The organism is Candidatus Pantoea formicae (genome assembly GCF_011752625.1).
Lineage (GTDB): Bacteria > Pseudomonadota > Gammaproteobacteria > Enterobacterales > Enterobacteriaceae > Pantoea > Pantoea formicae.
In genome coordinates, this window is record NZ_VWXD01000004.1 from 81447 (window position 1) to 106363 (window position 24917).

The 24917-nt window shown below is 53.6% G+C and carries 19 protein-coding genes; 10 read left to right on the plus strand and 9 right to left on the minus strand.

Going from position 1 to position 24917, the window contains the following annotated elements; all coding sequences use genetic code 11:
* Positions 1–8: 8 nt before the first annotated feature.
* From F3J38_RS12965 to F3J38_RS12985, 5 genes are all read left to right on the plus strand, one after another.
* Positions 9–893 (plus strand): dihydrodipicolinate synthase family protein, encoded by an 885-nt coding sequence (locus tag F3J38_RS12965; RefSeq protein ID WP_167138991.1) that lies wholly within the window; start codon positions 9–11, stop codon positions 891–893.
* 175 nt (positions 894–1068) lie between these two features.
* The gene (locus tag F3J38_RS12970; RefSeq protein ID WP_167138993.1) at positions 1069–2022 is read left to right on the plus strand and encodes a phosphoglycerate dehydrogenase; all 954 of its coding nucleotides are present in this window, start codon (positions 1069–1071) and stop codon (positions 2020–2022) included.
* 166 nt (positions 2023–2188) lie between these two features.
* On the plus strand, positions 2189–3508 hold the full coding sequence (locus F3J38_RS12975) for an MFS transporter (RefSeq protein ID WP_167138994.1): 1320 nt from the start codon (positions 2189–2191) through the stop codon (positions 3506–3508).
* A 70-nt stretch (positions 3509–3578) separates the two neighbouring features.
* Positions 3579–4916, plus strand: coding sequence for an MFS transporter (locus tag F3J38_RS12980; RefSeq protein ID WP_167138996.1), 1338 nt, complete (start codon positions 3579–3581; stop codon positions 4914–4916).
* On the plus strand, positions 4913–5956 hold the full coding sequence (locus F3J38_RS12985) for a cyclase family protein (RefSeq protein ID WP_167138998.1): 1044 nt from the start codon (positions 4913–4915) through the stop codon (positions 5954–5956). Before F3J38_RS12980 ends, F3J38_RS12985 begins: the two co-directional genes overlap by 4 nt.
* 90 nt (positions 5957–6046) lie before the next feature.
* On the opposite strand, the gene yacL is transcribed toward F3J38_RS12985, so the two are convergent.
* From yacL to F3J38_RS13000, 3 genes are all read right to left on the minus strand, one after another.
* Positions 6047–6409, minus strand: coding sequence for a protein YacL (gene yacL, locus F3J38_RS12990; protein ID WP_167139000.1), 363 nt, complete (start codon positions 6407–6409; stop codon positions 6047–6049).
* 176 nt (positions 6410–6585) lie between these two features.
* On the minus strand, positions 6586–9183 hold the full coding sequence (acnB, locus tag F3J38_RS12995) for a bifunctional aconitate hydratase 2/2-methylisocitrate dehydratase (RefSeq protein ID WP_167139002.1): 2598 nt from the start codon (positions 9181–9183) through the stop codon (positions 6586–6588).
* Between the two features lie 238 nt (positions 9184–9421).
* Positions 9422–10417, minus strand: coding sequence for an aldo/keto reductase (locus tag F3J38_RS13000; protein ID WP_167139004.1), 996 nt, complete (start codon positions 10415–10417; stop codon positions 9422–9424).
* A 98-nt stretch (positions 10418–10515) separates the two neighbouring features.
* Between F3J38_RS13000 and F3J38_RS13005 the strand changes: the two genes are divergently transcribed.
* Together F3J38_RS13005 and F3J38_RS28370 are read left to right on the plus strand one after the other, a co-directional pair.
* Entirely contained in the window at positions 10516–11415 is a 900-nt protein-coding gene (locus tag F3J38_RS13005) for a LysR family transcriptional regulator (RefSeq protein ID WP_167139006.1), read from the plus strand.
* Positions 11416–11695: 280 nt separating this feature from the next.
* The gene (locus F3J38_RS28370) at positions 11696–11842 is read left to right on the plus strand and encodes a Hok/Gef family protein (RefSeq protein WP_166934069.1); all 147 of its coding nucleotides are present in this window, start codon (positions 11696–11698) and stop codon (positions 11840–11842) included.
* 145 nt (positions 11843–11987) lie between these two features.
* Here the strand turns inward: F3J38_RS28370 and lpdA are convergent, their stop codons facing one another.
* From lpdA to pdhR, 4 genes are all read right to left on the minus strand, one after another.
* Positions 11988–13412, minus strand: coding sequence for a dihydrolipoyl dehydrogenase (gene lpdA, locus F3J38_RS13015; RefSeq protein ID WP_034829692.1), 1425 nt, complete (start codon positions 13410–13412; stop codon positions 11988–11990).
* Between the two features lie 174 nt (positions 13413–13586).
* Positions 13587–15473, minus strand: coding sequence for a pyruvate dehydrogenase complex dihydrolipoyllysine-residue acetyltransferase (gene aceF / locus F3J38_RS13020; RefSeq protein WP_167139008.1), 1887 nt, complete (start codon positions 15471–15473; stop codon positions 13587–13589).
* A gap of 14 nt (positions 15474–15487) precedes the next feature.
* A complete protein-coding gene (aceE, locus tag F3J38_RS13025) occupies positions 15488–18154 on the minus strand; it encodes a pyruvate dehydrogenase (acetyl-transferring), homodimeric type (RefSeq protein ID WP_167139010.1) in 2667 nt (888 codons plus the stop codon).
* A 128-nt stretch (positions 18155–18282) separates the two neighbouring features.
* Positions 18283–19047 (minus strand): pyruvate dehydrogenase complex transcriptional repressor PdhR, encoded by a 765-nt coding sequence (gene pdhR, locus F3J38_RS13030; protein WP_034829622.1) that lies wholly within the window; start codon positions 19045–19047, stop codon positions 18283–18285.
* Between the two features lie 513 nt (positions 19048–19560).
* Between pdhR and aroP the strand changes: the two genes are divergently transcribed.
* The 3 genes from aroP to F3J38_RS13045 all read left to right on the plus strand — a co-directional run bounded on the left by aroP (position 19561) and on the right by F3J38_RS13045 (position 23434).
* Positions 19561–20916 (plus strand): aromatic amino acid transporter AroP, encoded by a 1356-nt coding sequence (gene aroP, locus F3J38_RS13035; protein WP_167139012.1) that lies wholly within the window; start codon positions 19561–19563, stop codon positions 20914–20916.
* A gap of 161 nt (positions 20917–21077) precedes the next feature.
* A complete protein-coding gene (locus F3J38_RS13040; protein ID WP_167139013.1) occupies positions 21078–22484 on the plus strand; it encodes a glycoside-pentoside-hexuronide (GPH):cation symporter in 1407 nt (468 codons plus the stop codon).
* Positions 22481–23434: a glycoside hydrolase family 43 protein gene (locus F3J38_RS13045; RefSeq protein ID WP_167139015.1), complete on the plus strand. Its 954-nt coding sequence runs from the start codon at positions 22481–22483 to the stop codon at positions 23432–23434. The genes F3J38_RS13040 and F3J38_RS13045 overlap by 4 nt, the downstream gene beginning before the upstream one ends.
* Here the strand turns inward: F3J38_RS13045 and ampE are convergent.
* Positions 23416–24270, minus strand: a complete 855-nt coding sequence (gene ampE, locus F3J38_RS13050; protein WP_167139017.1) for a beta-lactamase regulator AmpE — start codon at positions 24268–24270, stop codon at positions 23416–23418. The genes F3J38_RS13045 and ampE overlap by 19 nt on opposite strands.
* 16 nt (positions 24271–24286) lie before the next feature.
* Complete coding sequence (ampD, locus tag F3J38_RS13055; RefSeq protein ID WP_167139019.1) at positions 24287–24838, minus strand: 1,6-anhydro-N-acetylmuramyl-L-alanine amidase AmpD; 552 nt, start codon at positions 24836–24838, stop codon at positions 24287–24289.
* Positions 24839–24917: the final 79 nt, after the last annotated feature.

A 24917-nucleotide genomic window follows, 5' to 3' on the forward strand; every position in this document is an offset into this window, starting at 1 on the left:
AGGGAATCATGAGCAAGAAAATTCAGGGCGTTTTGACCGCCATCGTCACCACCTTCGACAGTGAAGGCGCCTTCAACCCTGCAGCACAGCGCTTGCAGGTACAACGCCAGTTGAGCGCCGGTAACGGCATTTTCTGCGGCGGCACCAACGGTGAGTTCTTTGTACTGAACGAGCAAGAGAAACTGGCCGTCACCGAAACCTGCGTCGACGAAGTGAATGGTGTGGCACCGGTTGTGGCGCATATTGGTGAGATTTCAACCCGTGAAACCATCCGTCTGGGCAAGCAGGTTGCTAAGCTGGGTGTCGATGCCGTTTCGGTGATCACCCCCTATTTCGTGCCGCTGAAGCAGGAAGAGCTGATCGCTCACTACCGTGCCGTAGCCGACGCGATTGATGTACCGCTTTACCTGTACAACATCCCTGCGCGCACCGGTAACACTCTGCAACCCGACACCGTGCGCACACTGGCGTCACATCCGAACATCATCGGTATTAAAGACAGCGCGGGCAGCTATGAAAGCCTGAGCGGTTTCCTTAAGGCCGCTGAAGGCATGGAGAACTTCAACGTTCTGACCGGCCCAGACTCGCTGATCCATCGTGGTTTTGTTGAAGGCTGCACCGCCTGTATTTCTGGTCTGGCAAACGTGGCACCAAAAGAGATTAACGCCATCTGGGCGCGTTTCCACGCAGGCGATATTGAAGGTTCGCGTCAGGCACAAGAGAACATCACCGGACTGCGTACCGATCTCTACAGCGTCGGTTTCCCGCCAGCCACCGTGAAGAAAGCCGTTTCACTGCTGGGTTCAGATGTGGGTAACAGCCGTTATGCGGTGAGCTTCTCTGCCGAAGAAGAGCAGAAGATCCGCCAGATCGTGAATCAGTATTTGCAGTAATAGCGCCAGGGCATTCCATCATCAAGCCCAACAGCATGCACATGGGGTCGCGGCGCGATTTAACGCGCAATAGATTGCGCCGCGCCCCAAATGTGCAGTCATCCGATTTCTCATAACGATTATCTGGCAACCCTTGCGGCGGCCATTACTGCCCTTTTTAACATCGGGAAGAATCATGAAAGTCATCTGTACTTCACCTTCATTCGCTAAGTATGACGACGCGCCCATCGACACCCTGCAACAGAACGGTTTCGAGTTGGTGATGTTGCCCGCCGATGCACCGCTTAGCGCGTTGGAACCCCATCTGGCAGAGACTGTCGCGATGATCGTCGCATTTACCGACGTCAATGAAGCCTTATTAGCACAAGCGCCTCAGTTGAAGATCGTCTGTAAACACGGCGTCGGCGTCGACAACATCAATCTGGATGCCACCCGCGAGCGCGGCATTTACGTGACCAACGTGCCAGATGCCAACAAACACGCGGTAGCCGATTTCGCCTTCGCACTGATCCTCAATAGCGCACGCCAAATTACGCAGGCGGCGATTGAAACCCGCGCCGGCAGCTGGCCACGCATTTTTGCCACCGATGTGTATGGCAAAACGCTGGGAATTATCGGCCTCGGGAATATCGGCAAACAGGTGGCACTGCGTGCTAAAGGCTTCAACATGCGCGTTATTGCTTTCGATTTTTATCCAGATGAAAAATTTGCCGCCGAACATGGCATCGAATTCGTCAGCCTCGATCATCTGACCGAAAGCAGCGATTTCATCACGCTGCACAAGCCGCTCACCGATAAAACGCACAACCTGTTTGATGCTGCCCGCATCAAACAGATGAAAAAAAGTGCCTTCCTGATCAACGCTTCACGGGGTGGCATCGTTAACGAGCAGGATCTGTATCAAGCCCTGCTGGATAACGTCATCGCCGGTGCCGCTGCTGATGTATTCGATCACGAACCGCTGGCAGAACATCCCCTGTTCAACCTCAACAACTTTATCCCGACCTCGCATATCGCGGGTTATACCGACGGCGCCATCAGTGCCATTGGTGAGCGCTGTGTGGCGCAGATTGTGCAGTGCATCAAACAGGGCGAACGCCCGGTAAACGTGATGAACGGAATGGAATAATTTTTCGCACCCTACTTACTCCATACTTAGATCCCAAGTCATTGGTGCTGTAGCAAGGCGACAACCTCATTTACCTAAAAGCTGACTTCAGTCAGTGACAGGGGGTGAATGAATACAGTGAACGCGGCTACAGCGTCAAGGGCGTCGGGAAGGTGAAAATAATATTATGCAGAACACCTCTCGCTCTACCCGCATTCGCTGGTGGATTGCTGGCCTGATGTGGCTGGCCATCGCCATTAACTATATTGACCGTACGGTACTCTCTGCGGCCGCACCGCATCTGATCAAAGAACTCGACATTAACCCAGAAATGATGGGCTTTATTATGGCGGCGTTTTTCTGGTCTTATGCGCTGCTGCAAATTCCGGCGGGTTGGTTCGCCGATCGCTTTGGCCAGAAAAAAGGGCTGGGTCTCGCCGTGGCCTGGTGGTCTGTTGCCACCATGGCGATGGGCCTGGCGACCGGCTTTAAATCTCTGCTGGCGCTGCGTTTAGCACTCGGCGTCGGTGAAGCCGCCGCTTACCCGAGCAACGCGGGCATCACCGCTCGCTGGTTCCCGGACCGTGAACGCGCAACGGTTTCAGGCCTGTTCGACAGCGCTTCGAAGTTTGGTGGCGCAGTCGCGATGCCGTTAATTGTCTTCATGATTGCCATGTTTGACTGGCGTCTGACTTTCCTCGCTATCGGCGCACTTGGCCTGTTTTGGGTTATCGCCTGGTACTTCATTTATTCAGAGAATCCAGAAGATCATAAATCGATCAGTCAGGATGAAGTGCGGTTTATTCGTGACGGCCAAGCGCAGAAACACGGCGACAAAAGCGTAAAACCGATGAAGTGGTACAAGCTGCTGCGCTATCGCAACATCTGGGCAATGTGCATTGGTTTTTTCACTATCAACTACACCTCGTACTTCTTTATCACCTGGCTGCCGACCTACCTGGTAAAAGATAAAGGCATGGACTTCCTCAAAATGGGGATGGTGGCTGCACTGCCGTTGATTTGCGGCATGGTCATTGAAGTGCTGGCGGGTTGGGCATCGGACCGAATGGTGCACAACAAAGTGCTGTCGCTGACCGCCACTCGCAAACTGTTCCTGACCATTGGGCTGCTGATGGCACTGTGCATCGGTTTCGCGCCGTTTACTGACTCCGTGTTTATGACGGTGCTGCTGCTGTGTATCGCTAAATCCGGTACCACCGTGGCCGCTTCTCAAGTCTGGGCACTGCCGGGGGATGTGGCACCGAAAAACAGCGTATCAATTGTGGCGGGCCTGCAAAATACCGTCTCCAATATGGGCGGCGCAGTCGGCCCGATTATTACCGGCGCCATTGTCGGCGCAACCGGCCACTTCACCTGGGCATTGGTGTTTTCTGCCGTGCTGGTGGTGATTGGGATCCTTAACTACCTGTTCCTGATGGGCAAAGTCGAACCTATCGTGGATGAGGAACAGGTGCACCATCCACATACCGTGGTAAGCGGCGCATAAGTGCCAAACCCGCCGCATCGTTCTGATGCGGCGTTTCCCCTACAGAAAATAAAAAACAATTGGAGGCGACATGTCGCTGAATTCCAATGGATCACCTGCTGCAATTCAGGCAAGTAAAGCGAAAGGGAAATTTCGTTTCGTCATTCTCACGGTGCTGTCCGTCGGCATCGCTATCAACTACATCGACCGCGCTGCCATGAGTGTCGCCATGCCGTTTATGAGCCAGGAGTTACACTTCTCGCCCACGGACAGCGGCTTGCTACTCTCAGCATTTTTCTGGAGCTATGTGTTGTTCCAACTGCCTGGTGGTTGGCTGGTGGATAAGCTCGGGCCACGCATCACCTTCGCCGTCAGCAGTCTTGGTTGGGGCTTAGCCACGGCGGCTTGCGGTCTGGCCAGCTCGATCGCTGCACTGGTCGGCTTCCGCTTTGTGTTGGGTGCAGTCGAAGCCCCCAGTTATCCCGCCAGTTCTTCCACCGTGACGCGCTGGTTCCCACGTCAGGAGCGTAGCTTTGCCGCTGCCACGTTTAACAACGGCAGTAAAATCGGCGGCACGCTGGCGATCCCCATCATCTCTTTCCTGATTGCCCTGGTCGGTTGGCGTATGACCTTTGTGATCTCAGGCGTGGTCGCGGTGGTCTGGGCGCTGGCCTGGTATCTGTGGTATCGCGATCCGCGCGATCATAAAACCGTATCGCGCGAGGAAGTAGAATTCATCGAGGCCAACCAGGATCCGCAAACCGGTGAGCCGATGAGTGTGCGCCAGTTGTTGGGACAGCGTGCCGTACAGGCGATGATGGCCGGCTTCTTCTGTATCAACTTTGTCTCCTACTTCTTCTTCACCTGGTTCCCAACCTATTTGGTCGAAACTTTCCATTTATCGCTGATGAAATTTGGTCTGCTTGGCATGTTGCCGGGGCTGGCGGCGATTATTGGTGGCTGGTGTGGTGGGCTGCTGTCAGACAGCCTGGTACGTCGCGGCTATTCACTGAGTGTGGCGCGTAAAATTCCGCTGGTAGGCGGCATGCTAGGCAGCGCCACCATTGGCTTAGCCGCATTCTCCCCTACCGTTGGATTGGCGTTAGCGGCACTCTGCTTTGCAAACTTTGCCGCAACTTTTGCTTCTGCCGCTTTGTGGGCGTTGCCTTCCGATGTCGCACCGAATCGCGCCAATGTGGCAACCATCGGCGGAATTCAGAACATGGCAGCCAACCTGGCCGGCATCATTTCGCCGATCCTGATCGGGGTGATCATGCAGTACACGCACTCCTTTGTAATCCCGTTGGAGATTGCCGGTGTGATCGGGGTAGTGGGTGCATTGGTGTATGCGTTCTGGTTACCGCGTGTGCAACCCATGGGCAGCGAAACAACGGCTGCGCTGGATGGCAATTTAAGGAGAGAAGTATGAATGCTCGCTGGAAACAACGCCCGGCGCAATCAACCTGGGGCGATTTCGGTGACGATGACCAACTGGGTCGTCTGAATTTACTGACCGCGCAGAAAGTCCTTGAAGGCGTTGCCGAGGTGAAAACCGGGCAAACTTTCTGCCTGAGTTTACCCCTGGATCTACCTGGTGGAACGGCAATGAACCCACGCCGCCCACCGCCGCAACTGAATGCTACGCGACGCGGTGAACATGCCAACATGACGTATCCACTGTCACGCGATAATCCGCTGCTGACGGATGTGATCTGTGATGATACCGTCACCCTGGCGCTACAGTACTCCACGCAGTGGGACAGTCTGGCCCACATGGGGCAGTGGTTTGACGTCAATGGCAATGGCGAACCGGAAATGGTGTTCTATAACGGCTACAAGGCCAATGTGGATATCGTCGGTGAAACCGATTATCGCGGCGGCTGCGGTTGCGATCACGGCAGTCATTTGGGCGCAAAAAAGTTAGGTATTGAAAATGTGGCGCAGCATGGCATGCAGGGCCGTGCTGTAATGATTGATATCAAACGCCACTTTGGTACTGAGCGCTTTGCGTTCGGCTACTCGCATCTGCAGCAGATTCTGCAGGCTGACAATATCGACGTCCGTCCAGGTGATATGGTGTGCTTCCGCACCGGAATGGACGAAGCGATTCTGTCCATGCAAGGCGAACCCGATATGACTTTCCTCAACAGCCATTTTGCCGGGCTGGATGGCAGTGATGAACAACTGCGCAACTGGATTGTTGAGAGCGGCGTAGTAGCGCTGATTGCCGATAATCCAGCGGTAGAAATCTTACCGGCACGCCCGATGAATGATGATTTTTATCCGTCGCATCCGCTGCATGATTTGTGTCTCTTCCGCTTGGGTGTCTATCTCGGCGAGTTGATGCTGCTGAGCCCGTTAGCGGATTGGTTGGCACATCATCAACGCCATGCCTTTTTGCTTACGGCGCCGCCGTTGCGGCTGCCGGGCGCGGTGGGTTCACCCGCCACACCGGTTGCGACGGTGTAAACCGGTATAACGGTAGCGATGTGACTTATTGCGCAGGGTTTTAAATCTGCGCAATAGGTTACACCGCGACAGTCTGCGCGATGATGGTGACTATTTCCCCGCCATAAACTGCCGATAAGCGGCGATTACTGCGAGAAAATCTTCCACACCGCAAAACGACAGGCTCTCTTCGTCGTAATAGGTCATGCCCTCTTCCATGCCATCATCTTCCAGCGCCAGTTGGTTGGCACGGATCATGACTTCTTCTTCATCCAGCCAGATGGTGTATTCATGCCCCACACGCTGCCACTGATTAATAGTGCCTTTCACCTCACGGGCGGCAGCTTCGACATCGTCCAGCAGAGCCAAATTATCCTTCACCTCTTCGTTGAACCAGTGCCCCACCGCTTCGTGGTCCATCGACATACGTACTTTGACCTGCCCGGTCAAATCACGCAGAAATTCATACTCCATGGGTTTGCCTCGTGTAGCTAATGGCGCGACGTGCAGCACCGGTTAGGTGCATTTTGTGCGTAGCGCGCTGAATAAAGTGGGATCGCGCTCGCATTATGCCTGGACATGCCCTAGGAAAACAGCGCATAAAAAAAGGGACGATTTTCATCGTCCCCTCTGCGTATTGCGTTTACTGATTAAACAGCGGTCTGGAAGATCACACCGTCAGCTTTTTCAGTGTACTGACCCAGCTGGTCAAAGTTGAGATAGCGGTAGGTATCTTCCGCCGTCTTATCAACCTGAACCATAAACTGCTGATACTCATCTGGCGTTGGTAGTTTACCCAGCAGGGATGCCACCGCAGCCAACTCAGCCGAAGCCAGGAACACGTTCGCGCCGGTACCCAGGCGGTTCGGGAAGTTACGGGTCGAAGTGGAAACCACCGTCGCACCGTCTTTCACACGTGCCTGGTTACCCATGCAGAGTGAGCAGCCTGGGATCTCGATACGCGCCCCACTCTTACCGAAGACGCTGTAGTAGCCCTCTTCCGTCAGCTGTGCGGCATCCATCTTGGTTGGTGGCGCAACCCACAGACGGGTTGGCAGCTGGCCTTTGTGCGCATCCAGCAGTTTACCGGCTGCACGGAAGTGACCAATGTTGGTCATGCAAGAGCCGATGAACACTTCATCGATCTTCTCGCCCTGCACATCAGACAACCAGCGCGCATCGTCCGGATCGTTTGGTGCACACAGGATTGGCTCTTTGATTTCGGCCAGATCGATATCGATCACTGCGGCATATTCTGCATCCGCATCGCCTTCCAGCAGTTGCGGATCTGCCAGCCATTTCTGCATGCCTTCAACGCGGCGCTCCAGCGTACGACGATCGCCGTAACCTTCAGAGATCATCCACTTCAGCAGCACGATGTTTGAGTTGAGGTACTCAATGATCGGCTCTTTATCCAGTTTGATGGTACAGCCCGCCGCAGAACGCTCAGCCGATGCATCCGTCAGCTCAAACGCCTGTTCAACTTTCAGTTTCGGCAGACCTTCGATTTCCAGCACGCGGCCAGAGAAGATGTTTTTCTTACCTTTCTTCTCAACGGTCAGCAGGCCTGCTTTGATCGCGTACAGCGGAATCGCATGCACCAGATCGCGCAAGGTGATGCCCGGCTGCATTTCGCCTTTGAAGCGCACCAGTACTGACTCAGGCATATCCAGTGGCATTACGCCGGTCGCAGCAGCAAACGCTACCAAGCCAGAACCCGCCGGGAAGGATATACCGATTGGGAAACGGGTGTGTGAATCGCCGCCGGTGCCGACGGTATCGGGCAGCAGCATACGGTTCAGCCAGCTGTGGATAACGCCATCGCCCGGACGCAGTGAAACACCGCCACGGTTCATGATGAAGTCAGGCAGCGTGTGGTGGGTGGTCACGTCAACCGGTTTTGGATAGGCTGCGGTATGGCAGAACGACTGCATCACCAGGTCGGATGAGAAGCCGAGACACGCCAGGTCTTTCAGTTCATCACGGGTCATTGGACCGGTGGTGTCCTGAGAACCTACAGAGGTCATTTTAGGTTCACAGTAGGCACCCGGACGGATACCTTCAACGCCACAGGCACGGCCAACCATTTTCTGCGCCAGTGAATAACCACGGGTGCTCTCTGCAACGTCTTTGGCTTTCACAAACACATCGCTGTGCGGCAGACCCAGAGACTCACGCGCTTTAGTGGTCAGGCCACGACCGATGATCAGTGGAATACGGCCACCCGCACGCACTTCATCCAGCAGCACTTCGGTTTTCAGCTCGAAGGTCGCCAGCAGTTCGTCGGTTTCGTGATTACGTACTTCACCTTTGTATGGGTAAACGTCAATCACATCGCCCATGTTCAGACGATCAACGTCGACTTCGATAGGCAGTGCGCCCGCATCTTCCATGGTGTTGAAGAAGATCGGTGCGATTTTACCGCCGAGACACAGACCGCCGCCTTTTTTGTTTGGCACGTACGGAATGTCATCGCCCATGAACCACAACACCGAGTTGGTGGCGGATTTACGGGAAGAACCGGTACCGACAACATCACCGACGTAGGTCAGCGGGAAGCCTTTTTTCTGCAATTCTTCGATCTGTTTGATCGGCCCAATGTTACCGGCATCGTCGGGTTCGATACCATCACGTGAGTTTTTCAACATCGCCAGTGCGTGCAGTGGAATATCCGGGCGAGACCATGCATCCGGTGCCGGAGAGAGGTCATCGGTGTTGGTTTCGCCGGTCACTTTGAACACGGTAGTGGTGATTTTTTCTGCCAGCTTAGGACGCTTCAGGAACCATTCCGCATCCGCCCAAGACTGGATAATCTTTTTCGCGTGTGGGTTACCCGCTTTTGCTTTCTCTTCGACATCGTAAAAGTTATCGAACATCAGCAGCGTATGAGACAGGGCTTCAGCGGCGATAGGGGCCAGTGCTTCATCTTCAAGCGCTTCAATCAACGCATGGATGTTATAGCCGCCCTGCATGGTGCCCAGCAGTTCAACTGCTTTTTCGCGAGTAACCAGAGGAGAGAGGGCTTCGCCCTTAGTGACAGCTGCCAGGAAACCAGCTTTTACATAAGCTGCTTCATCAACACCTGGGGGGACACGGTTTACCAATAGATCGGTCAGGAATTCTTCTTCACCCGCTGGCGGGTTTTTTAGCAGTTCAACCAGCGCGGCCATTTGGGAAGCATCTAACGGCTTAGGTACGATTCCCTGGGCAGCACGCTCGGCAACGTGCTTACGGTATTCTTCTAGCACGACGTTCTCCTCGCTCTCATTGTATAGCTTTCCGGTGCACCTCTTGATGCTGTCAAACAGTAGGGCGAGGTGCCCGGTTCCGCGTCGGCCAGCATAGCAGCATTTCGGCTGATTGTTAATCTGTTTACAAAAAAGCAACATCCGCGCGTTATTTAGCAGATTTATCTGGATTTTGAGCGGGGTCACATAAAAAAGCAGGCCACCTGAGCCTGCATTTTTGTGATTGAAGGGCTAAAAATTAGCGATCGACCAAGGTGAATTCACTTTCGTTGTAGCGTTCACCCTGAATGTTTTCTGAACTGAACAGCTTATCCAAGGCTTTAATATCGGCTGAATGAAGTGTAAGGGCAGCCGCAGCACAGTTTTGTTCCAGATTAGCGATTTTGCTGGCACCGGGGATCGGCACAATATCCTCACCTTTGGCCAGCACCCACGCCAGCGCCAGTTGTGCTGCTGTCGCATCATAACCTGCAGCCATCTCTGAAAGCTGATTCACTAACTTCTGGTTATGCGCCTGTGCGTCCTGCTGGAAACGCGGCAGATAGCGGCGAAAATCATCTTCTGCCAGCGTGGCGGCCGCAGGGAATTTACCGGTGAGGAAGCCTCGGCCTAACGGACTGTAAGGCACAAATCCGATATTCAGCTCACGGCAGGTGGCGAGAATTTCTTGCTCCGGATCGCGCGTCCACAGTGAGTATTCGCTCTGCAGGGCCGAAATCGGATGCACCGCCTGCGCGCGGCGTAAAGTGGCGGATGAGACTTCGGATAAACCGAGATACTTCACCTTCCCTTCACGCACCAGATCGGCCATCACGCCCACGACATCCTCAATCGGCACAGCCGGATCAAGACGATGCTGATACAGCAATTCAATGGTTTCCACCCCCAGGCGCTGAAGTGAGCCTTCCACGGCGCGGCGGATATGAGCCGGTTCGCTATTGGCACCGGTAATGCGCTCCCAGCCCTCCCCATGCTCGGTAATGCGGAAACCAAACTTGGTCGCGACTTTAATATCGCTACGGCCTTTGATCGCTTTCGCCAGTAACGTCTCATTGGTGAAAGGGCCATAAACTTCTGCGGTATCGAGGAAATTGACGCCGAGTTCAAATGCACGCGCCAGCGTATTCAACGCTTGCTTTTCATCATTCTGACCATAGGCAAAGTTCATGCCCATGCAGCCCAATCCTAACGCTGAAACCTGTAATCCCTGACTGCCTAATTGACGCTGTTGCATTGATTTATCCTCTTCGCTTACGGTTTTAATGTTATAAACCTCAGCAATCGCAGCAACAATTGCGCGATTCTAGTTGATTTAGTGAATGGAATTCAGCAATGAACAACTACCGTGCATCAATGCAGGAACTGGAGATGTTTGCCGCTATCGCGCAGCATCTGAGTTTTCGCAAAGCCGCCGAGGAGCGAAATGTCACACCCTCCAGCCTGAGCCATGCTATGCGCAATTTTGAGGAGCGGCTGGGAGTGCGTCTGCTGCACCGCACCACGCGGAGAGTGGCGCTGACCGAAGCCGGCGAGCGATTCTTGCTGCGTATCCAGCCTGCGCTGGCCGATCTTTCACAGGCGGTGGATGAACTGAATGACTGGCGTCGCGATCCTCGTGGCGTGCTGCGCATCAGCATGCCGCGTTCGGCGGAGGCGCTGTTTTTCCAATCCGTCATTTTACCGTTCGTGCAACGCTACCCGGAGATTACGCTGGAAATCGACAGCAATGACGCGCTGGTGGATATCGTAGAGAGCGGCTTTGATGCGGGCGTGCGCTATGGTGATGTACTGGCGCAGGATATGATTGCGGTGCCTTTTGGTCGGCCGATGCGTGCACTGGCGGTGGCCAGCCCGGCTTTCCTTGCTCAGCACGGCGTTCCGCAGTTCCCGGCTGAGCTATTGCAGTTTCCCTGCATTGAAAGACGCTTCCCCAGCGGACGTCGCTATCGTTGGGAATTTTGGCAAGACGGGCGCAAGCAGGAAGTGGCGGTAAAAGGCTCGCTGGTGCTGGACAATAATGAGCGCATTCTGCAAGCAGCTCGCGCCGGATTAGGTATTGCCTTTTTGCATCAGGATGCAGTCAGCAATGCATTAGCGACAGGAGAATTAGTTGAAATACTTGCTGAACATACTCAGGTTGAAGAAGGATTCTGGCTCTATTATCCCAGCAGAAAATATCTTTCCGCACCGTTGAGGCATTTTATTGATTGGATTAAAGATATCAATAATTAATGACATGAACACTTAACATCTTTAATTAAAGACCAACGATAAAACTGGGAAATTTAATTAAAATTAAAGCTAAATTAGACGTGAAATAAGAAATAAAACGCGTAGACTGCCTGCGGGCGCTTGAGGCAATCTGCCTCAAGCATTATCAATTGAGGTGGGTTGTGGAAGGAGAAACTCATGCGGTCAATTTTCATCAACCGCACGAGCAGGCAACTACCCGAAACACCTAAGCAATGTTAGGGTAGTTGCTTGCTCGTGCTAATGCAAGGAGTAAGTGATTATGAAGTTATCATTCAGCAAGCTGATTATCGGCGGGCTCATGCTATTCGTATTGTGCCTGGTGAATCGAAATACACTCTGTGAATTACGATTCAAGGTATTCACTGCTGAATTATCTGCGGTAATGGCTTACGAAGTCAGGCAGTAACACTTCAATAGCAGGGGTTCACCCCTGCTATTTCCGGCAGGGCTTATGTGTTAGCTCCAGCGCCTTATTTATCGATTCAGTTAAATAGAACTCGTAATAAAAAACGGCTCCATTAAGGAGCCGTTTCTTTATTTAGCACGAAAAATTATTTCTTTTTCGCTTTCGCGTTTGGCAGGTCAGTGATACTACCTTCAAACACTTCTGCCGCCAGACCAACTGACTCATGCAAGGTTGGGTGCGCGTGAATGGTCAGTGCGATGTCTTCTGCATCACAGCCCATTTCGATCGCCAGACCGATTTCACCCAGCAGCTCGCCGCCGTTGGTGCCGACAATCGCACCACCGATCACACGGTGAGTCTCTTTGTCGAAGATCAGTTTGGTCATACCGTCTGCACAATCAGAAGCGATTGCACGGCCAGAAGCAGCCCACGGGAAGGTGGAGACTTCGTAGCTGATGCCTTTCTCTTTCGCTTCTTTCTCGGTCAGACCTACCCAGGCAACTTCTGGCTCGGTATAGGCAATAGAAGGAATTACTTTCGGGTCGAAGTAGTGTTTCAGACCAGAAATCACTTCTGCCGCTACATGGCCTTCGTGCACGCCTTTGTGCGCCAGCATTGGCTGACCGACGATGTCGCCGATAGCAAAGATGTGTGGCACGTTGGTACGCAGCTGCTTGTCGACGCGGATGAAACCACGGTCGTCCACTTCCACGCCCGCTTTACCCGCATCCAGGCCTTTACCGTTTGGCACACGGCCAATCGCCACCAGCACTGCGTCATAACGCTGCGCTTCAGCCGGAGCTTTTTTACCTTCCATTGATACGTAGATACCATCGTCTTTCGCTTCAACAGCGGTCACTTTGGTTTCCAGCATCAGGTTGAATTTCTTGCTGATACGTTTGGTGAAGACCTTCACCACGTCTTTATCGGCAGCAGGGATAACCTGGTCGAACATCTCAACCACATCGATCTCTGAACCCAGCGCGTTATACACGGTGGCCATTTCCAGACCGATGATGCCGCCGCCCATAACCAGCAGACGCTTAGGCACTTCTTTCAGTTCCAGCGCATCTGTTGAATCCCACACGCGTGGATCGTTGTGTGGAATGAATGGCAGTTCGATTGGGCGTGAGCCCGCAGCGATGATCGCGTTATCGAAGTTGATGGTGGTTGCGCCACCCTCACCTTCCACCACCAGGGTGTTAGCACCGGTGAATTTACCCAGACCGGTTACCACTTTCACTTTACGGCCTTTTGCCATACCAGCCAGACCGCCAGTCAGTTGAGTGATGACCTTCTCTTTCCAGGTACGAATCTTGTTGATGTCAGTTTGCGGCTGGCCGAACACGATACCGTGCTCTTCCAGTGCTTTCGCTTCTTCGATCACTTTTGCAACATGAAGCAGCGCTTTTGACGGGATACAGCCCACGTTCAGACAAACACCACCGAGGGTGCTGTAACGCTCAACGATTACGGTTTCCAGACCTAAATCAGCGCAACGGAAGGCTGCAGAGTAACCTGCAGGACCTGCCCCAAGTACCACGACTTGAGTTTTAATCTCTGTACTCATCATGACCTCTTATTAGATTGCCGGCGGTCAAAAGCGAGCCCGTCCCAGGCTCCGCATGCCCTTTATCCACCGGGACATTTCACCGCAAGAGTTTACAGAATTGTTAATAAACTGCCAACCGCGGCAACATTGAATGCTTACAACAAGGCCGGCATTTGCCGGCCTTGATTAACTTCACATCACCAGACGGCGAATGTCGGACAGTGTGTTGTTGATGATGGTGATAAAGCGCGCACCATCAGCACCGTCGATCACGCGGTGGTCGAAGGAGAGAGAGATTGGCATCATCAGACGCGGCTCAAACTCTTTACCGTTCCACACCGGCTCCATCGCTGACTTGGAGACACCGAGGATAGCCACTTCTGGCGCGTTAACAATTGGCGCAAAGTGCGTGGTACCCAAGCCGCCAAGGCTAGAGATGGTGAAGCAACCGCCCTGCATATCGCCAGCGGTCAGTTTGCCATCACGCGCTTTCTTAGAAATCGCCATCAGCTCACGCGACAGTTCAGTAATGCCTTTCTTGTTCACATCCTTGAACACTGGAACCACCAGACCGTTTGGCGTATCAACCGCCACACCGATGTTGATGTATTTCTTCAGCGTCAGACGTTGTGCATCTTCAGACAGTGAACTGTTGAAACGCGGCATCTGCTCCAGCGCAGCGGCAACGGCTTTCATGATGAACACCACAGGGGTGAACTTCACATCCAGCTTACGTTTTTCCGCTTCGGCGTTCTGCTGTTTACGGAACGCTTCCAGATCGGTGATATCAGTCTTGTCGAAGTGCGTAACGTGCGGGATAACCACCCAGTTACGGCTCAGGTTCGCACCCGAGATTTTCTGGATACGGCCCAGTTCCACTTCTTCCACTTCACCGAACTTGCTGAAGTCCACTTTCGGCCAAGGCAGCAGACCCGGCAGGCTTCCACCACTTGCCGCGGCAGCCGGAGCCGCTTCAGCACGTTTCACCGCCTCTTTCACGTAAGACTGCACGTCTTCTTTCAGGATGCGACCTTTACGGCCGGTGCCTTTGACTTTCGCCAGATTGACACCGAACTCGCGCGCCAGGCGACGGATCACCGGGGTAGCGTGGACGTAAGCGTCGTTTTCAGCAAACTCACCTTTCGCGTCAGTTTTTGCTGCTGGCGCTGCAGCAGGTTTCGCTGCCGCTGGAGCCGGAGCCGCTTCCTGTTTCGCCGCAGGTGCCGCAGCAGCAGGCGCAGCGCCTTCTACTTCGAACACCATGATCAGTGAACCGGTGCTGACTTTATCGCCGGTAGAGACTTTCAACTCTTTGACGATACCTGCAAATGGCGCAGGCACTTCCATTGAAGCTTTATCGCCTTCAACCACGATCAGTGACTGCTCAGCGGTGACTTTGTCACCCACTTTCACCAGCACTTCAGTGACTTCAACTTCATCGCCGCCGATGTCAGGCACGTTGACGTCTTTCGCGCCACCTGCAGCAGCAGGGGCTGCAGCCGGAGCCGCTTCCTGCTTCGCTGCTGGGGCCGCAGCCGGTGCAGCACCTTCTGCTTCGAAGATCATGATCAGCGAGCCAGTATTCACTTTATCGCCGGTCGCGATTTTGATCTCTTTCACCACGCCCGCGAACGGAGCTGGCACTTCCATTGAAGCCTTATCGCCTTCAACGGTGATCAGAGATTGTTCAGCTTCAACTTTGTCGCCAACTTTGACCAGAATCTCGGTAACTTCAACTTCATCACCGCCGATGTCCGGTACATTTACTTCTTTGCTGACAGCCGCAGCCGCCGGAGCAGGTGCCGCTTCCGCTTTTTTCTCTTCTGCCGCTGGTGCAGCAGCCGCGCCTTCGGCTTCAAAGATCATGATCAGTGAACCGGTATTCACTTTGTCACCGGTCGCGATTTTGATCTCTTTGACCACGCCAGCCTGTGGCGAAGGCACTTCCATTGAGGCTTTATCGCCTTCCACGGTGATCAGCGACTGTTCAGCTTCAACTTTGTCGCCCACCTTCACCAGGATTTCGGTGACTTCAACTTCGTCTGACCCGATATCCGGTACGTTAATTTCGATAGCCATTACTCTCTTACCTCTTAAGCCAGACGCGGGTTAACTTTATCGGCATCGATATTGAATTTGGTGATCGCATCCGCCACCACTTTCTTATCGATTTCGCCGCGTTTAGCCAGCTCACCCAGTGCAGCAACCACCACATACGATGCATCCACTTCGAAGTGGTGACGCAGGTTTTCACGGCTGTCAGAACGACCGAAGCCATCAGTACCCAGTACGCGATAATCGCTTGAAGGTACGTAGCTACGAACCTGTTCTGCAAACAGCTTCATGTAGTCGGTTGAAGCCACCGCTGGCGCTTCGTTCATCACCTGAGCGATGTAAGGTACACGTGGCGCTTCGGTTGGGTGCAGCATGTTCCAGCGCTCACAATCCTGACCATCACGCGCCAGTTCAGTGAACGAGGTGACGCTGTAAACGTCAGAGCCGATGCCGTAATCGTTAGCCAGGATCTGCGCGGCTTCGCGCACGTGGCGCAGGATAGAACCTGAACCCAGCAGCTGAACTTTACCTTTGCTACCTTCTACGGTTTCCAGCTTGTAGATACCCTTACGGATACCCTCTTCCGCACCCTGCGGCATCGCAGGCATGTGGTAGTTTTCGTTCAGCGTGGTGATGTAGTAGTAGATGTTTTCCTGCGCTTCGCCGTACATACGTACCAGGCCATCTTGCATGATGACCGCCACTTCGTACGCGTAAGACGGATCGTAAGAGATACAGTTCGGGATAGTCAGCGACTGAATGTGGCTGTGACCATCTTCGTGCTGCAGGCCTTCGCCGTTCAGAGTTGTACGACCTGAGGTGCCGCCGACCAGGAAGCCGCGCGCCTGTTGGTCGCCCGCCAGCCACATCAGATCACCGATACGCTGGAAGCCAAACATTGAGTAATAGATGTAGAACGGAATCATCGGCAGGTTGTTGGTGCTGTAAGAGGTCGCCGCCGCCAGCCAGGATGAACCTGCGCCCAGCTCGTTGATCCCTTCCTGCAGAATCTGGCCTTTCTCGTCTTCTTTATAGTAAGCAACCTGCTCACGGTCCTGCGGGGTATATTGCTGGCCGTTCGGGCTGTAAATACCGATCTGACGGAACAGACCTTCCATACCGAAGGTACGCGCTTCATCCGCAAGGATTGGCACCAGACGATCTTTGATCGACTTGTTCTTCAGCATCACGTTCAACGCACGCACGAAGGCGATGGTGGTCGAGATTTCTTTGTTCTGCTCTTCCAGCAACGGCTTGAACTCTTCCAGCGTTGGCATTTCCAGCTTCTCGCTGAATTCTGCCTGACGGGTTGGCAGATAGCCACCCAGCTTCTCACGCTGACCGTGCAGGTAGTTATACTCGTCAGAACCTTTCTCGAAGGTTACGTACGGCAGGCTTTCGATATTTTCATCGGCGACTGGCACATTGAAGCGATCGCGGATGTAGCGAACGCCATCCATGTTCATCTTCTTCACCTGGTGCGCGATGTTTTTGCCTTCAGCGGTATCACCCATACCATAACCTTTAATGGTATGAGCCAGGATCAGGGTCGGCTGACCTTTGGTGTCCTGCGCTTTTTTCAGTGCCGCGTAGATTTTCTTCGGATCGTGACCACCACGGTTCAGCGCGAAGATCTCTTCGTCTGACCAGTCTTTCACCAGTGCTGCGGTCTCCGGGTATTTGCCGAAGAAGTGCTCACGCACGTACGCGCCATCACGAGATTTAAAGGTCTGGTAGTCGCCATCAACGGTTTCGTTCATCAGCTGGATCAGCTTGCCGCTGGTGTCCTGCTTCAGCAGTTCATCCCAACGTGCGCCCCAGATCACTTTGATCACGTTCCAGCCAGCACCGGCAAAGATGCCTTCCAGCTCGTTAATGATTTTGCCATTACCGGTAACCGGGCCATCAAGGCGCTGCAGGTTACAGTTAATGATGAACACCAGGTTGTCCAGCTTCTCACGGGTGGCGATGGTGATCGCACCTTTAGATTCTGGCTCATCCATCTCGCCATCACCGAGGAAGGCATAAACGGTCTGGTTTGAGGTGTCTTTCAGGCCACGGTGTTCCAGGTATTTCAGGAACTTCGCCTGGTAGATCGCGTTCAATGGACCCAGGCCCATAGAAACGGTTGGGAACTGCCAGAAATCAGGCATCAGTTTCGGGTGCGGGTAGGATGACAGCCCGTTGCCGTGCACTTCCTGACGGAAGTTGTTCATCTGCTCTTCGGTCAGACGGCCTTCAAGGAAAGCACGTGAGTAGATGCCTGGAGAAATATGGCCCTGGAAGTAAACCAGATCGCCGCCGTCTTTATCACTGCGCGCACGGAAGAAGTGGTTAAAGCACACTTCATAAATGGTGGCAGAAGACTGGAAGGATGAGAGGTGACCGCCCAACTCCAGATCTTTCTTCGACGCACGCAGCACCGACATGATGGCGTTCCAACGAATTGCGGAACGGATACGACGTTCAAGAGAGGTGTTGCCCGGGTAGTCCGGTTCATCTTCAACAGCAATAGAGTTAATGTAGTTGCTGATAGCAGACGCGCCGCCCGCAATCTTCACGCCACCTTTGCGTGCAGTGTTCAATACCTGATCAAGCAGATACTGCGCACGCTCAACACCTTCTTCACGGATGACCGATTCGATCGCCTGTAGCCAGTCACGAGTTTCGATCGGATCCACGTCATTCTGTAAACGTTCTGACATGGGGTGTGTTCCTTATCTGTGTCTAATACGTTGAATTATCAGGAGCCTGTCTGCTTGTGCTTTGCTTCTGGTTCACAGCACAAGAAGACAGGTCCGTCGTTTGTTTTCCGCACGTTCGTTGCCGTGCGTTATTCCTTACGTTGCTGTAAACGACGCAGGGAGCGTTCACGACGACTCTGCTCCCGACTTCTATCCAGCAAGATTTCCTCAATGAACGCCAGATGACGATGGGATGCCTCGCGTGCTTGTTCTGGCTCACGAGCCACAATCGCCTCAAAAATACTGGCGCGGTGACCGCTCACTTTCGCCAGCATTTCCCGGCGAGCGTAAAGCAATTCAAAATTCTGGCGGACGTTTTGTTCCAGCATAGGGCCCATGGAGCGCAGTAAATGCAACAACACCACATTATGGGCGGCTTCTGTGACAGCGATCTGATACTTCATCACTGCATCAGCCTCGGCATCCAGATCGCCACTGTCCTGTGCCTGCTGAATATGAACATGGCAATCGCGAATACGCTGCAGATCTTCATCGGTACCCCGCAGAGCAGCATAATAAGCGGCCACCCCTTCAAGGGCGTGACGGGTTTCCAGCAGATCAAACTGAGATTCAGGATGTTCAGCCAGCAGGCTAACCAGTGGGTCGCTCATGCTTTGCCAGAGATTGGTTTGCACGAAGGTACCACCGCCCTGACGGCGCAGCAGTAGGCCTTTGGCTTCCAGGCTCTGAATGGCTTCGCGCAGGGATGGACGTGAGACATCGAACTGTTTCGCCAGTTCACGTTCAGGGAGCAGCTTTTCACCGGGCTGAAGCGTCCCTTCCATAATGAGGGACTCCAGCTGTTGCTCGATCGCATCGGAGAGCTTTGGTTGGCGAATTTTACTGTAAGCCATCTTCCCTTCTTATGAGCCAAACGTCCGGAGTAAATTGGTAATACCAATTGAAAAATGGTGCCCGTAAAGTAACAAAGTATTCACCTTGTGTCTATATGGCCGCTATCACACTTCAGGGGTATAGCGCTGTTACGCCGGGCTAACTCGCCGGGATAAAGGCATAAATTTGCCGTCAAAGTGAATTGTTAACAGATTTCACTTTTACCAAACCTTACACTGAGTTAGCCGTACAGGGTCCGCTTAACCATAAGGCAAAGCTATTCGTGTTTATTGTTCATTCATGTCAGAAATAGCGCGAGTGATTCGCAGAGGATACTGCTGCTTTTTCAGCCATCTCTCAGCACAAAAAGCAAAAGCAGGTGCAAAGCGGCGCGCTTATCACTATTCTGGACGCCATGGTAGTTTCAGCATGCACACAGCACGCCAGATACCGTAAAGAAAAGAATACATTACGTAAAACAGCCTTACAGTGCGCGCACTGCAGGCGCACAATAACAACATCACGAGGTTTGTATGGAACAACAGCATGGCGAGTCGCTGCACCGCGGCTTGAAAAATCGCCATATTCAGCTGATTGCGCTGGGCGGTGCCGTGGGTACCGGTCTGTTTCTGGGCAGTGCATCAGTGATTAAATCGGCCGGGCCGGCCGTGATTCTCGGCTACGCGATTGCCGGTTTTATTGCCTTTCTGATTATGCGTCAGTTGGGCGAAATGGTAGTAGAAGAGCCGGTTGCCGGCAGCTTCAGCCACTTCGCTTATAAATACTGGGGTAACTTCGCCGGTTTCGCCTCAGGCTGGAACTACTGGGTGCTGTATGTTTTGGTCGCGATGGCCGAACTGAGTGCCGTCGGTAAATACATCCAATTCTGGTATCCCGAATTCCCTACCTGGGCCAGTGCTGCCATCTTCTTCGTGGTCATTAACGCCATAAACCTCACCAACGTAAAAGTGTTTGGTGAGATGGAATTTTGGTTCGCGATCATCAAAGTCGTTGCCGTTATCGGTATGATTCTGTTTGGTGGCTGGTTGCTGTTCAGCGGTAACGCCGGTCCACAAGCCAGCGTCACAAACCTGTGGAGCCAGGGCGGTTTCCTGCCGCATGGCATGACCGGGCTGGTGATGATGATGGCGATCATTATGTTCTCCTTTGGCGGCCTTGAGCTGGTAGGTATCACCGCTGCAGAAGCGGATAATCCGCAAGAGAGCATCTCGAAAGCCACTAACCAAGTGCTGTGGCGTATCCTGATTTTCTACATTGGTTCGCTGGCGGTGCTGCTGTCGTTAATGCCGTGGACCCGTGTGACCGAAGAGACCAGCCCGTTCGTGCTGATCTTCCACGAACTGGGTGATGCACTGGTGGCGAATGCCCTGAACGTGGTGATCCTGACGGCGGCGTTGTCGGTCTACAACAGCTGCGTGTATTGCAACAGTCGTATGCTGTTCGGCTTAGCGCAACAGGGCAATGCGCCAAAAGCGCTGCTTAGCGTAGATAAGCGCGGCGTGCCGGTCGCCACCATTCTGGTGTCTGCGGTCGCCACTGCGCTGTGCGTCCTGATCAACTACCTGATGCCAGGCGAAGCCTTTGGCCTGCTGATGTCACTGGTGGTTTCTGCGCTGGTCATCAACTGGGCGATGATCAGCCTCGCACACATGAAATTCCGTAAGAAGAAAGACCAACAGGGTGTGACCACGCGCTTTAAAGCGGTGCTCTATCCGTTTGGTAACTGGCTCTGCCTGGCCTTCATGGCGGCCGTGCTGGTGATTATGGCTATCACGCCGGGTATGGCCATTTCTGTGTGGCTGATTCCTGTCTGGATCATTATCCTGGCTGTGGGTTACACCATCAAAAATAAAGTACAAAAATCCTAATGTATGACCTGCCCGGTGCGCCGTCGCCGGGCAACACTTCTGATCTGCCTCACACTTTTCACCGCCCACCTGTTTTGTCCATCTACGTGACCAATTACTCCCCAGCAGGTTACTGATTTAACGCTGATAATTTCGTCTCACCTTGTCGCTGGAGACGAACAATGAAAGGAGCAGCGCTCTCATTTAGAGAGAAACTTGGATACGGCATGGGCGATGCCGGATGCAACATGATTGGCGGCGCCATCATGCTTTTCCTTAACTATTTCTACACCGATGTGTTTGGCCTTGCTCCCGCGCTGGTCGGCACTCTGCTGCTTTCCGTACGCGTATTGGATGCGGTGACCGATCCGATTATGGGCGCGATTGCCGATCGTACTCAGAGCCGCTGGGGGCGTTTTCGTCCGTGGCTGCTGTGGGTTTCAGTGCCCTATGTGCTGTTTAGCGTCTTGATGTTCACCACCCCCGATTGGAGCTACGAAAACAAAGTCATCTGGGCGTTTGTCACCTACTTCCTGATGTCACTCACTTACACCGCGATTAACATCCCCTACTGCTCACTCGGCGGCGTCATTACCAACGACCCCGGTGAACGCGTTTCCTGCCAGTCGTATCGTTTTGTGATGGTGGGTGTCGCCACGCTGATCCTGTCGTTATCCCTGCTGCCGATGGCCGAATGGTTCGGCGGCGACAACAAAGCACGGGGCTATCAGATGGCGATGAGCGTACTGGCGCTGATTGGCCTGGCAATGTTCCTGTTCTGTTTCGCCACCGTACGTGAGCGTATCCGTCCCGCGGCACCCAGCAATGACGATCTGAAAAATGACCTGCGCGATGTCTGGAAGAACGATCAATGGGTACGCATTCTGCTGCTGACCTTTTGCAATGTTTGCCCTGGTTTTATCCGCATGGCGGCCACCATGTACTACGTCACTTGGGTGATGGGACAATCCACACACTTTGCCACGCTGTTTATCAGCCTGGGGGTGATTGGCATGATGTTCGGCAGTACGCTAGCAAAAATCCTCACCGATCGCTGGTGTAAGCTTAAAGTCTTTTTCTGGACCAATATCGCCTTAGCGCTTTTCTCCTGTGGGTTCTATTGGATTGATCCTCACGCCACCGTGGCGGTAGTTATTGCCTATTTCCTGCTGAATATCCTGCATCAAATTCCTTCACCGCTGCACTGGTCGCTGATGGCGGATGTCGATGACTATGGCGAATGGAAAACCGGCAAACGTATTACGGGCATGAGTTTCTCGGGCAACCTGTTCTTCCTGAAAGTGGGGCTGGCGGTGGCGGGCGCGATGGTGGGCTTCCTGCTTTCTATTTATGGTTATGACGCGGGTGCGAAGCAGCAGGCGCCTACTGCCATCAACGGCATTATGTTGCTGTTCACCGTCATTCCGGGTGTGGGCTATCTGATTACGGCAGGTGTGGTGCGCTTACTGAAAGTCGATCGCAAATTAATGCGCACTATCCAGGATGATCTTGCGCTACGCCGTGCCAACCTTCGCGAAGTGTCCCCTGTCACACCCTCTGCAACCTCACAACCGGGAGAGATCAAATGAGCTGGCCTAACCCCTTTATTACCCAACGCGCCGATCCCTTTATTCTGCGCCATCACCAGGGCTACTACTTCGTCGCCTCGGTACCACAATATGACCGACTGGAGATTCGCCACGCTGAAACGCTGAGCGGTTTGATAGAGGCGCAAGCCGTGACGGTGTGGCATAAGCCGGATACCGGGCCGTTCAGCGCACTGATTTGGGCGCCGGAACTCCATCATATCAATGGGCAATGGGTGATCTATTTCGCCGCTGCGCCGACGCGCGAGATCAAAGAGGGATTATTCCAGCACCGCATGTACGCATTGGTGTGTGATGATAGCGATCCGCTTTCGGGCCACTGGCAGCCTGCGCGCCGGGTGTTTACCCACATTGATTCATTCTCACTGGATGCGACACATTTCGTGCATCAGGGCAAAAACTGGTATTTATGGGCGCAGAAAGACCCCACGATTCCCGGCAATTCCAATCTCTACCTCGCCGAGTTACTCAATCCCTGGACGCTAAAAAGTGCCCCTGTGATGCTGAGCCGCCCCGAGTATGAGTGGGAATGTGCAGGGTTTAGCGTGAATGAGGGCCCAGCAGCCATTCGCCATGGCAACCGGCTGTTTGTCACCTATTCAGCCAGCGCCACTGATGAAAACTACTGCCTTGGCATTCTCAGTATTGATGCGCTGGCCGATCCTCTCGACAGCAGCGCCTGGCAGAAATCAGCGCGCCCAGTGTTCACCACCAGTTGGGAAAATCAGCAGTATGGACCGGGACACAACAGTTTTACTGTCGATGAACAGGGACAAGATGTGCTGGTCTATCACGCGCGTAATTACACCGAGATCGAGGGGGATCCATTATGGGACCCGAACCGCCATACACGTTTGAAGTACTTTAAATGGCGCAAGGATGGCACACCGGATTTTGGCGTGCCACCCGCCGATCACACCAGCGTACCGTAAATGGTCAGCAGTGCGACCACCACCACCAGCACCAGAGAGATACGTTTGGCCAACGCCACAGCAACACGTGGCGTTTCCACTTTGTCCATGTGCGGATCGCGCGCTAACGAAAACTGCGCCAGGCTGGTCAGCACTTGATACTGCGAGCGGTGGCGATCGCTTAGCGAGGCAAACCACGCAGGTAACGCGCGCTCACCATGTCCGAGTAGCGCATAGGCTACCCCTGCCAAGCGGACGGGGAGCCAGTCAAGCACGTGCAATATGCGATCGACGCCCGATTGCGCACGTTCTAAGGGTGAATGATGCTTTGCCAGCCAACTCTGCCAGCCGCGCAAAAACGCATACCCGACCAGCAGCACTGGCCCGTAAGGCCCCCCCACCACAAACCAAAACAGTGGCGCGAGATAGAAGCGGAAGTTAATCCATATCAGCGCATTCTGTAGCTCGCGCAAAAATTCACGCTCGCTGCACTCCACTGGTACGCCGTGAATCAGCGTCAGTTCGGCTGACATCGCCTGATGCGCCGCTTCATCATCATGGCTCGCCGCTTTCAAATAACGGTGGTAATGCAAGCGTACGGAGCCTGCGCCGATGCAAAGCAGACCTACGACAATCCAGAAAGCCAGTTGTGCCACACCAAACAGAATGCCTTTCAGACTCCATACCAGCATCCAGACAATCAGCATGGCAACGGCCGTCATCAAAACGGTACGCAGCAGTGAAAAACGCTGGCGCCCACGGAACAGCGGCTCTAAGCGATGATCCAGTTGCCAGTGCTCACCCAGTTTAAAGAGGCGCTCCCAACCTAAAACTAATAACAAGCTAAACAACGTCATACCTGCTCCTGCGATGTCAGGGATTCTCCTGCCTGATAGAGTCTTTATAGCGCAGCCAGTCAAAAGCCGGACCGGGATCGGTTTTGCGCTGCGGTGCGATATCACTGTGCCCGGTGATGCGCTCCAGCACCAGCGGGTAATGCTGAAGCAGCAAAGCGCTGACCTGCCGCAAGGTTTCATATTGCGCATCGGTATAGGGCTGGGTATCGGTCCCCTCCAGCTCAATGCCCATTGAGAAATCATTGCAGTTTTCACGTCCAGCAAACGCTGATACACCCGCATGCCATGCGCGCTGGTCAAAAGAAACATACTGCACCAGTTCGCCGTCACGGCGAATCAAGCAGTGTGCCGCGACACGCAAATGGGCGATATCAGCGAAATAAGGATGAGCATCTGCCGGTAGGGTGCCGGTAAACAGTTGATCAATCCACGGACCACCAAACTCGCCCGGCGGTAAGCTGATGTTATGGATGATCAGCAACGACGGAATTTCATTATCCGGCCGCTGATTAAAGTGCGGCGACGGCACCTTGCGCGCGCTGGTGATCCAGCCATCTTCCAGTTTCATGCTTTCAATCCTAAGCCAAACTTGGCTGAGAATAACATGTTTACCGATGTACGCTTGCGACTTAATGCGGATACCGACG

Excerpts from the sequence above, each read along its gene's own strand:
- F3J38_RS12965 (WP_167138991.1), top strand. The coding sequence starts at position 9 with ATGAGCAAGAAAATTCAGGGCGTTTTGACCGCCATCGTCACCACCTTC.
- F3J38_RS12970 (WP_167138993.1), top strand. The coding sequence starts at position 1,069 with ATGAAAGTCATCTGTACTTCACCTTCATTCGCTAAGTATGACGACGCG.
- F3J38_RS12975 (WP_167138994.1), top strand. The coding sequence starts at position 2,189 with ATGCAGAACACCTCTCGCTCTACCCGCATTCGCTGGTGGATTGCTGGC.
- F3J38_RS12980 (WP_167138996.1), top strand. The coding sequence starts at position 3,579 with ATGTCGCTGAATTCCAATGGATCACCTGCTGCAATTCAGGCAAGTAAA.
- F3J38_RS12985 (WP_167138998.1), top strand. The coding sequence starts at position 4,913 with ATGAATGCTCGCTGGAAACAACGCCCGGCGCAATCAACCTGGGGCGAT.
- yacL (WP_167139000.1), bottom strand. The coding sequence starts at position 6,409 with ATGGAGTATGAATTTCTGCGTGATTTGACCGGGCAGGTCAAAGTACGT.
- F3J38_RS13000 (WP_167139004.1), bottom strand. The coding sequence starts at position 10,417 with ATGCAACAGCGTCAATTAGGCAGTCAGGGATTACAGGTTTCAGCGTTA.
- F3J38_RS13005 (WP_167139006.1), top strand. The coding sequence starts at position 10,516 with ATGAACAACTACCGTGCATCAATGCAGGAACTGGAGATGTTTGCCGCT.
- F3J38_RS28370 (WP_166934069.1), top strand. The coding sequence starts at position 11,696 with ATGAAGTTATCATTCAGCAAGCTGATTATCGGCGGGCTCATGCTATTC.
- lpdA (WP_034829692.1), bottom strand. The coding sequence starts at position 13,412 with ATGAGTACAGAGATTAAAACTCAAGTCGTGGTACTTGGGGCAGGTCCT.
- aceF (WP_167139008.1), bottom strand. The coding sequence starts at position 15,473 with ATGGCTATCGAAATTAACGTACCGGATATCGGGTCAGACGAAGTTGAA.
- aceE (WP_167139010.1), bottom strand. The coding sequence starts at position 18,154 with ATGTCAGAACGTTTACAGAATGACGTGGATCCGATCGAAACTCGTGAC.
- pdhR (WP_034829622.1), bottom strand. The coding sequence starts at position 19,047 with ATGGCTTACAGTAAAATTCGCCAACCAAAGCTCTCCGATGCGATCGAG.
- aroP (WP_167139012.1), top strand. The coding sequence starts at position 19,561 with ATGGAACAACAGCATGGCGAGTCGCTGCACCGCGGCTTGAAAAATCGC.
- F3J38_RS13040 (WP_167139013.1), top strand. The coding sequence starts at position 21,078 with ATGAAAGGAGCAGCGCTCTCATTTAGAGAGAAACTTGGATACGGCATG.
- F3J38_RS13045 (WP_167139015.1), top strand. The coding sequence starts at position 22,481 with ATGAGCTGGCCTAACCCCTTTATTACCCAACGCGCCGATCCCTTTATT.
- ampE (WP_167139017.1), bottom strand. The coding sequence starts at position 24,270 with ATGACGTTGTTTAGCTTGTTATTAGTTTTAGGTTGGGAGCGCCTCTTT.
- ampD (WP_167139019.1), bottom strand. The coding sequence starts at position 24,838 with ATGAAACTGGAAGATGGCTGGATCACCAGCGCGCGCAAGGTGCCGTCG.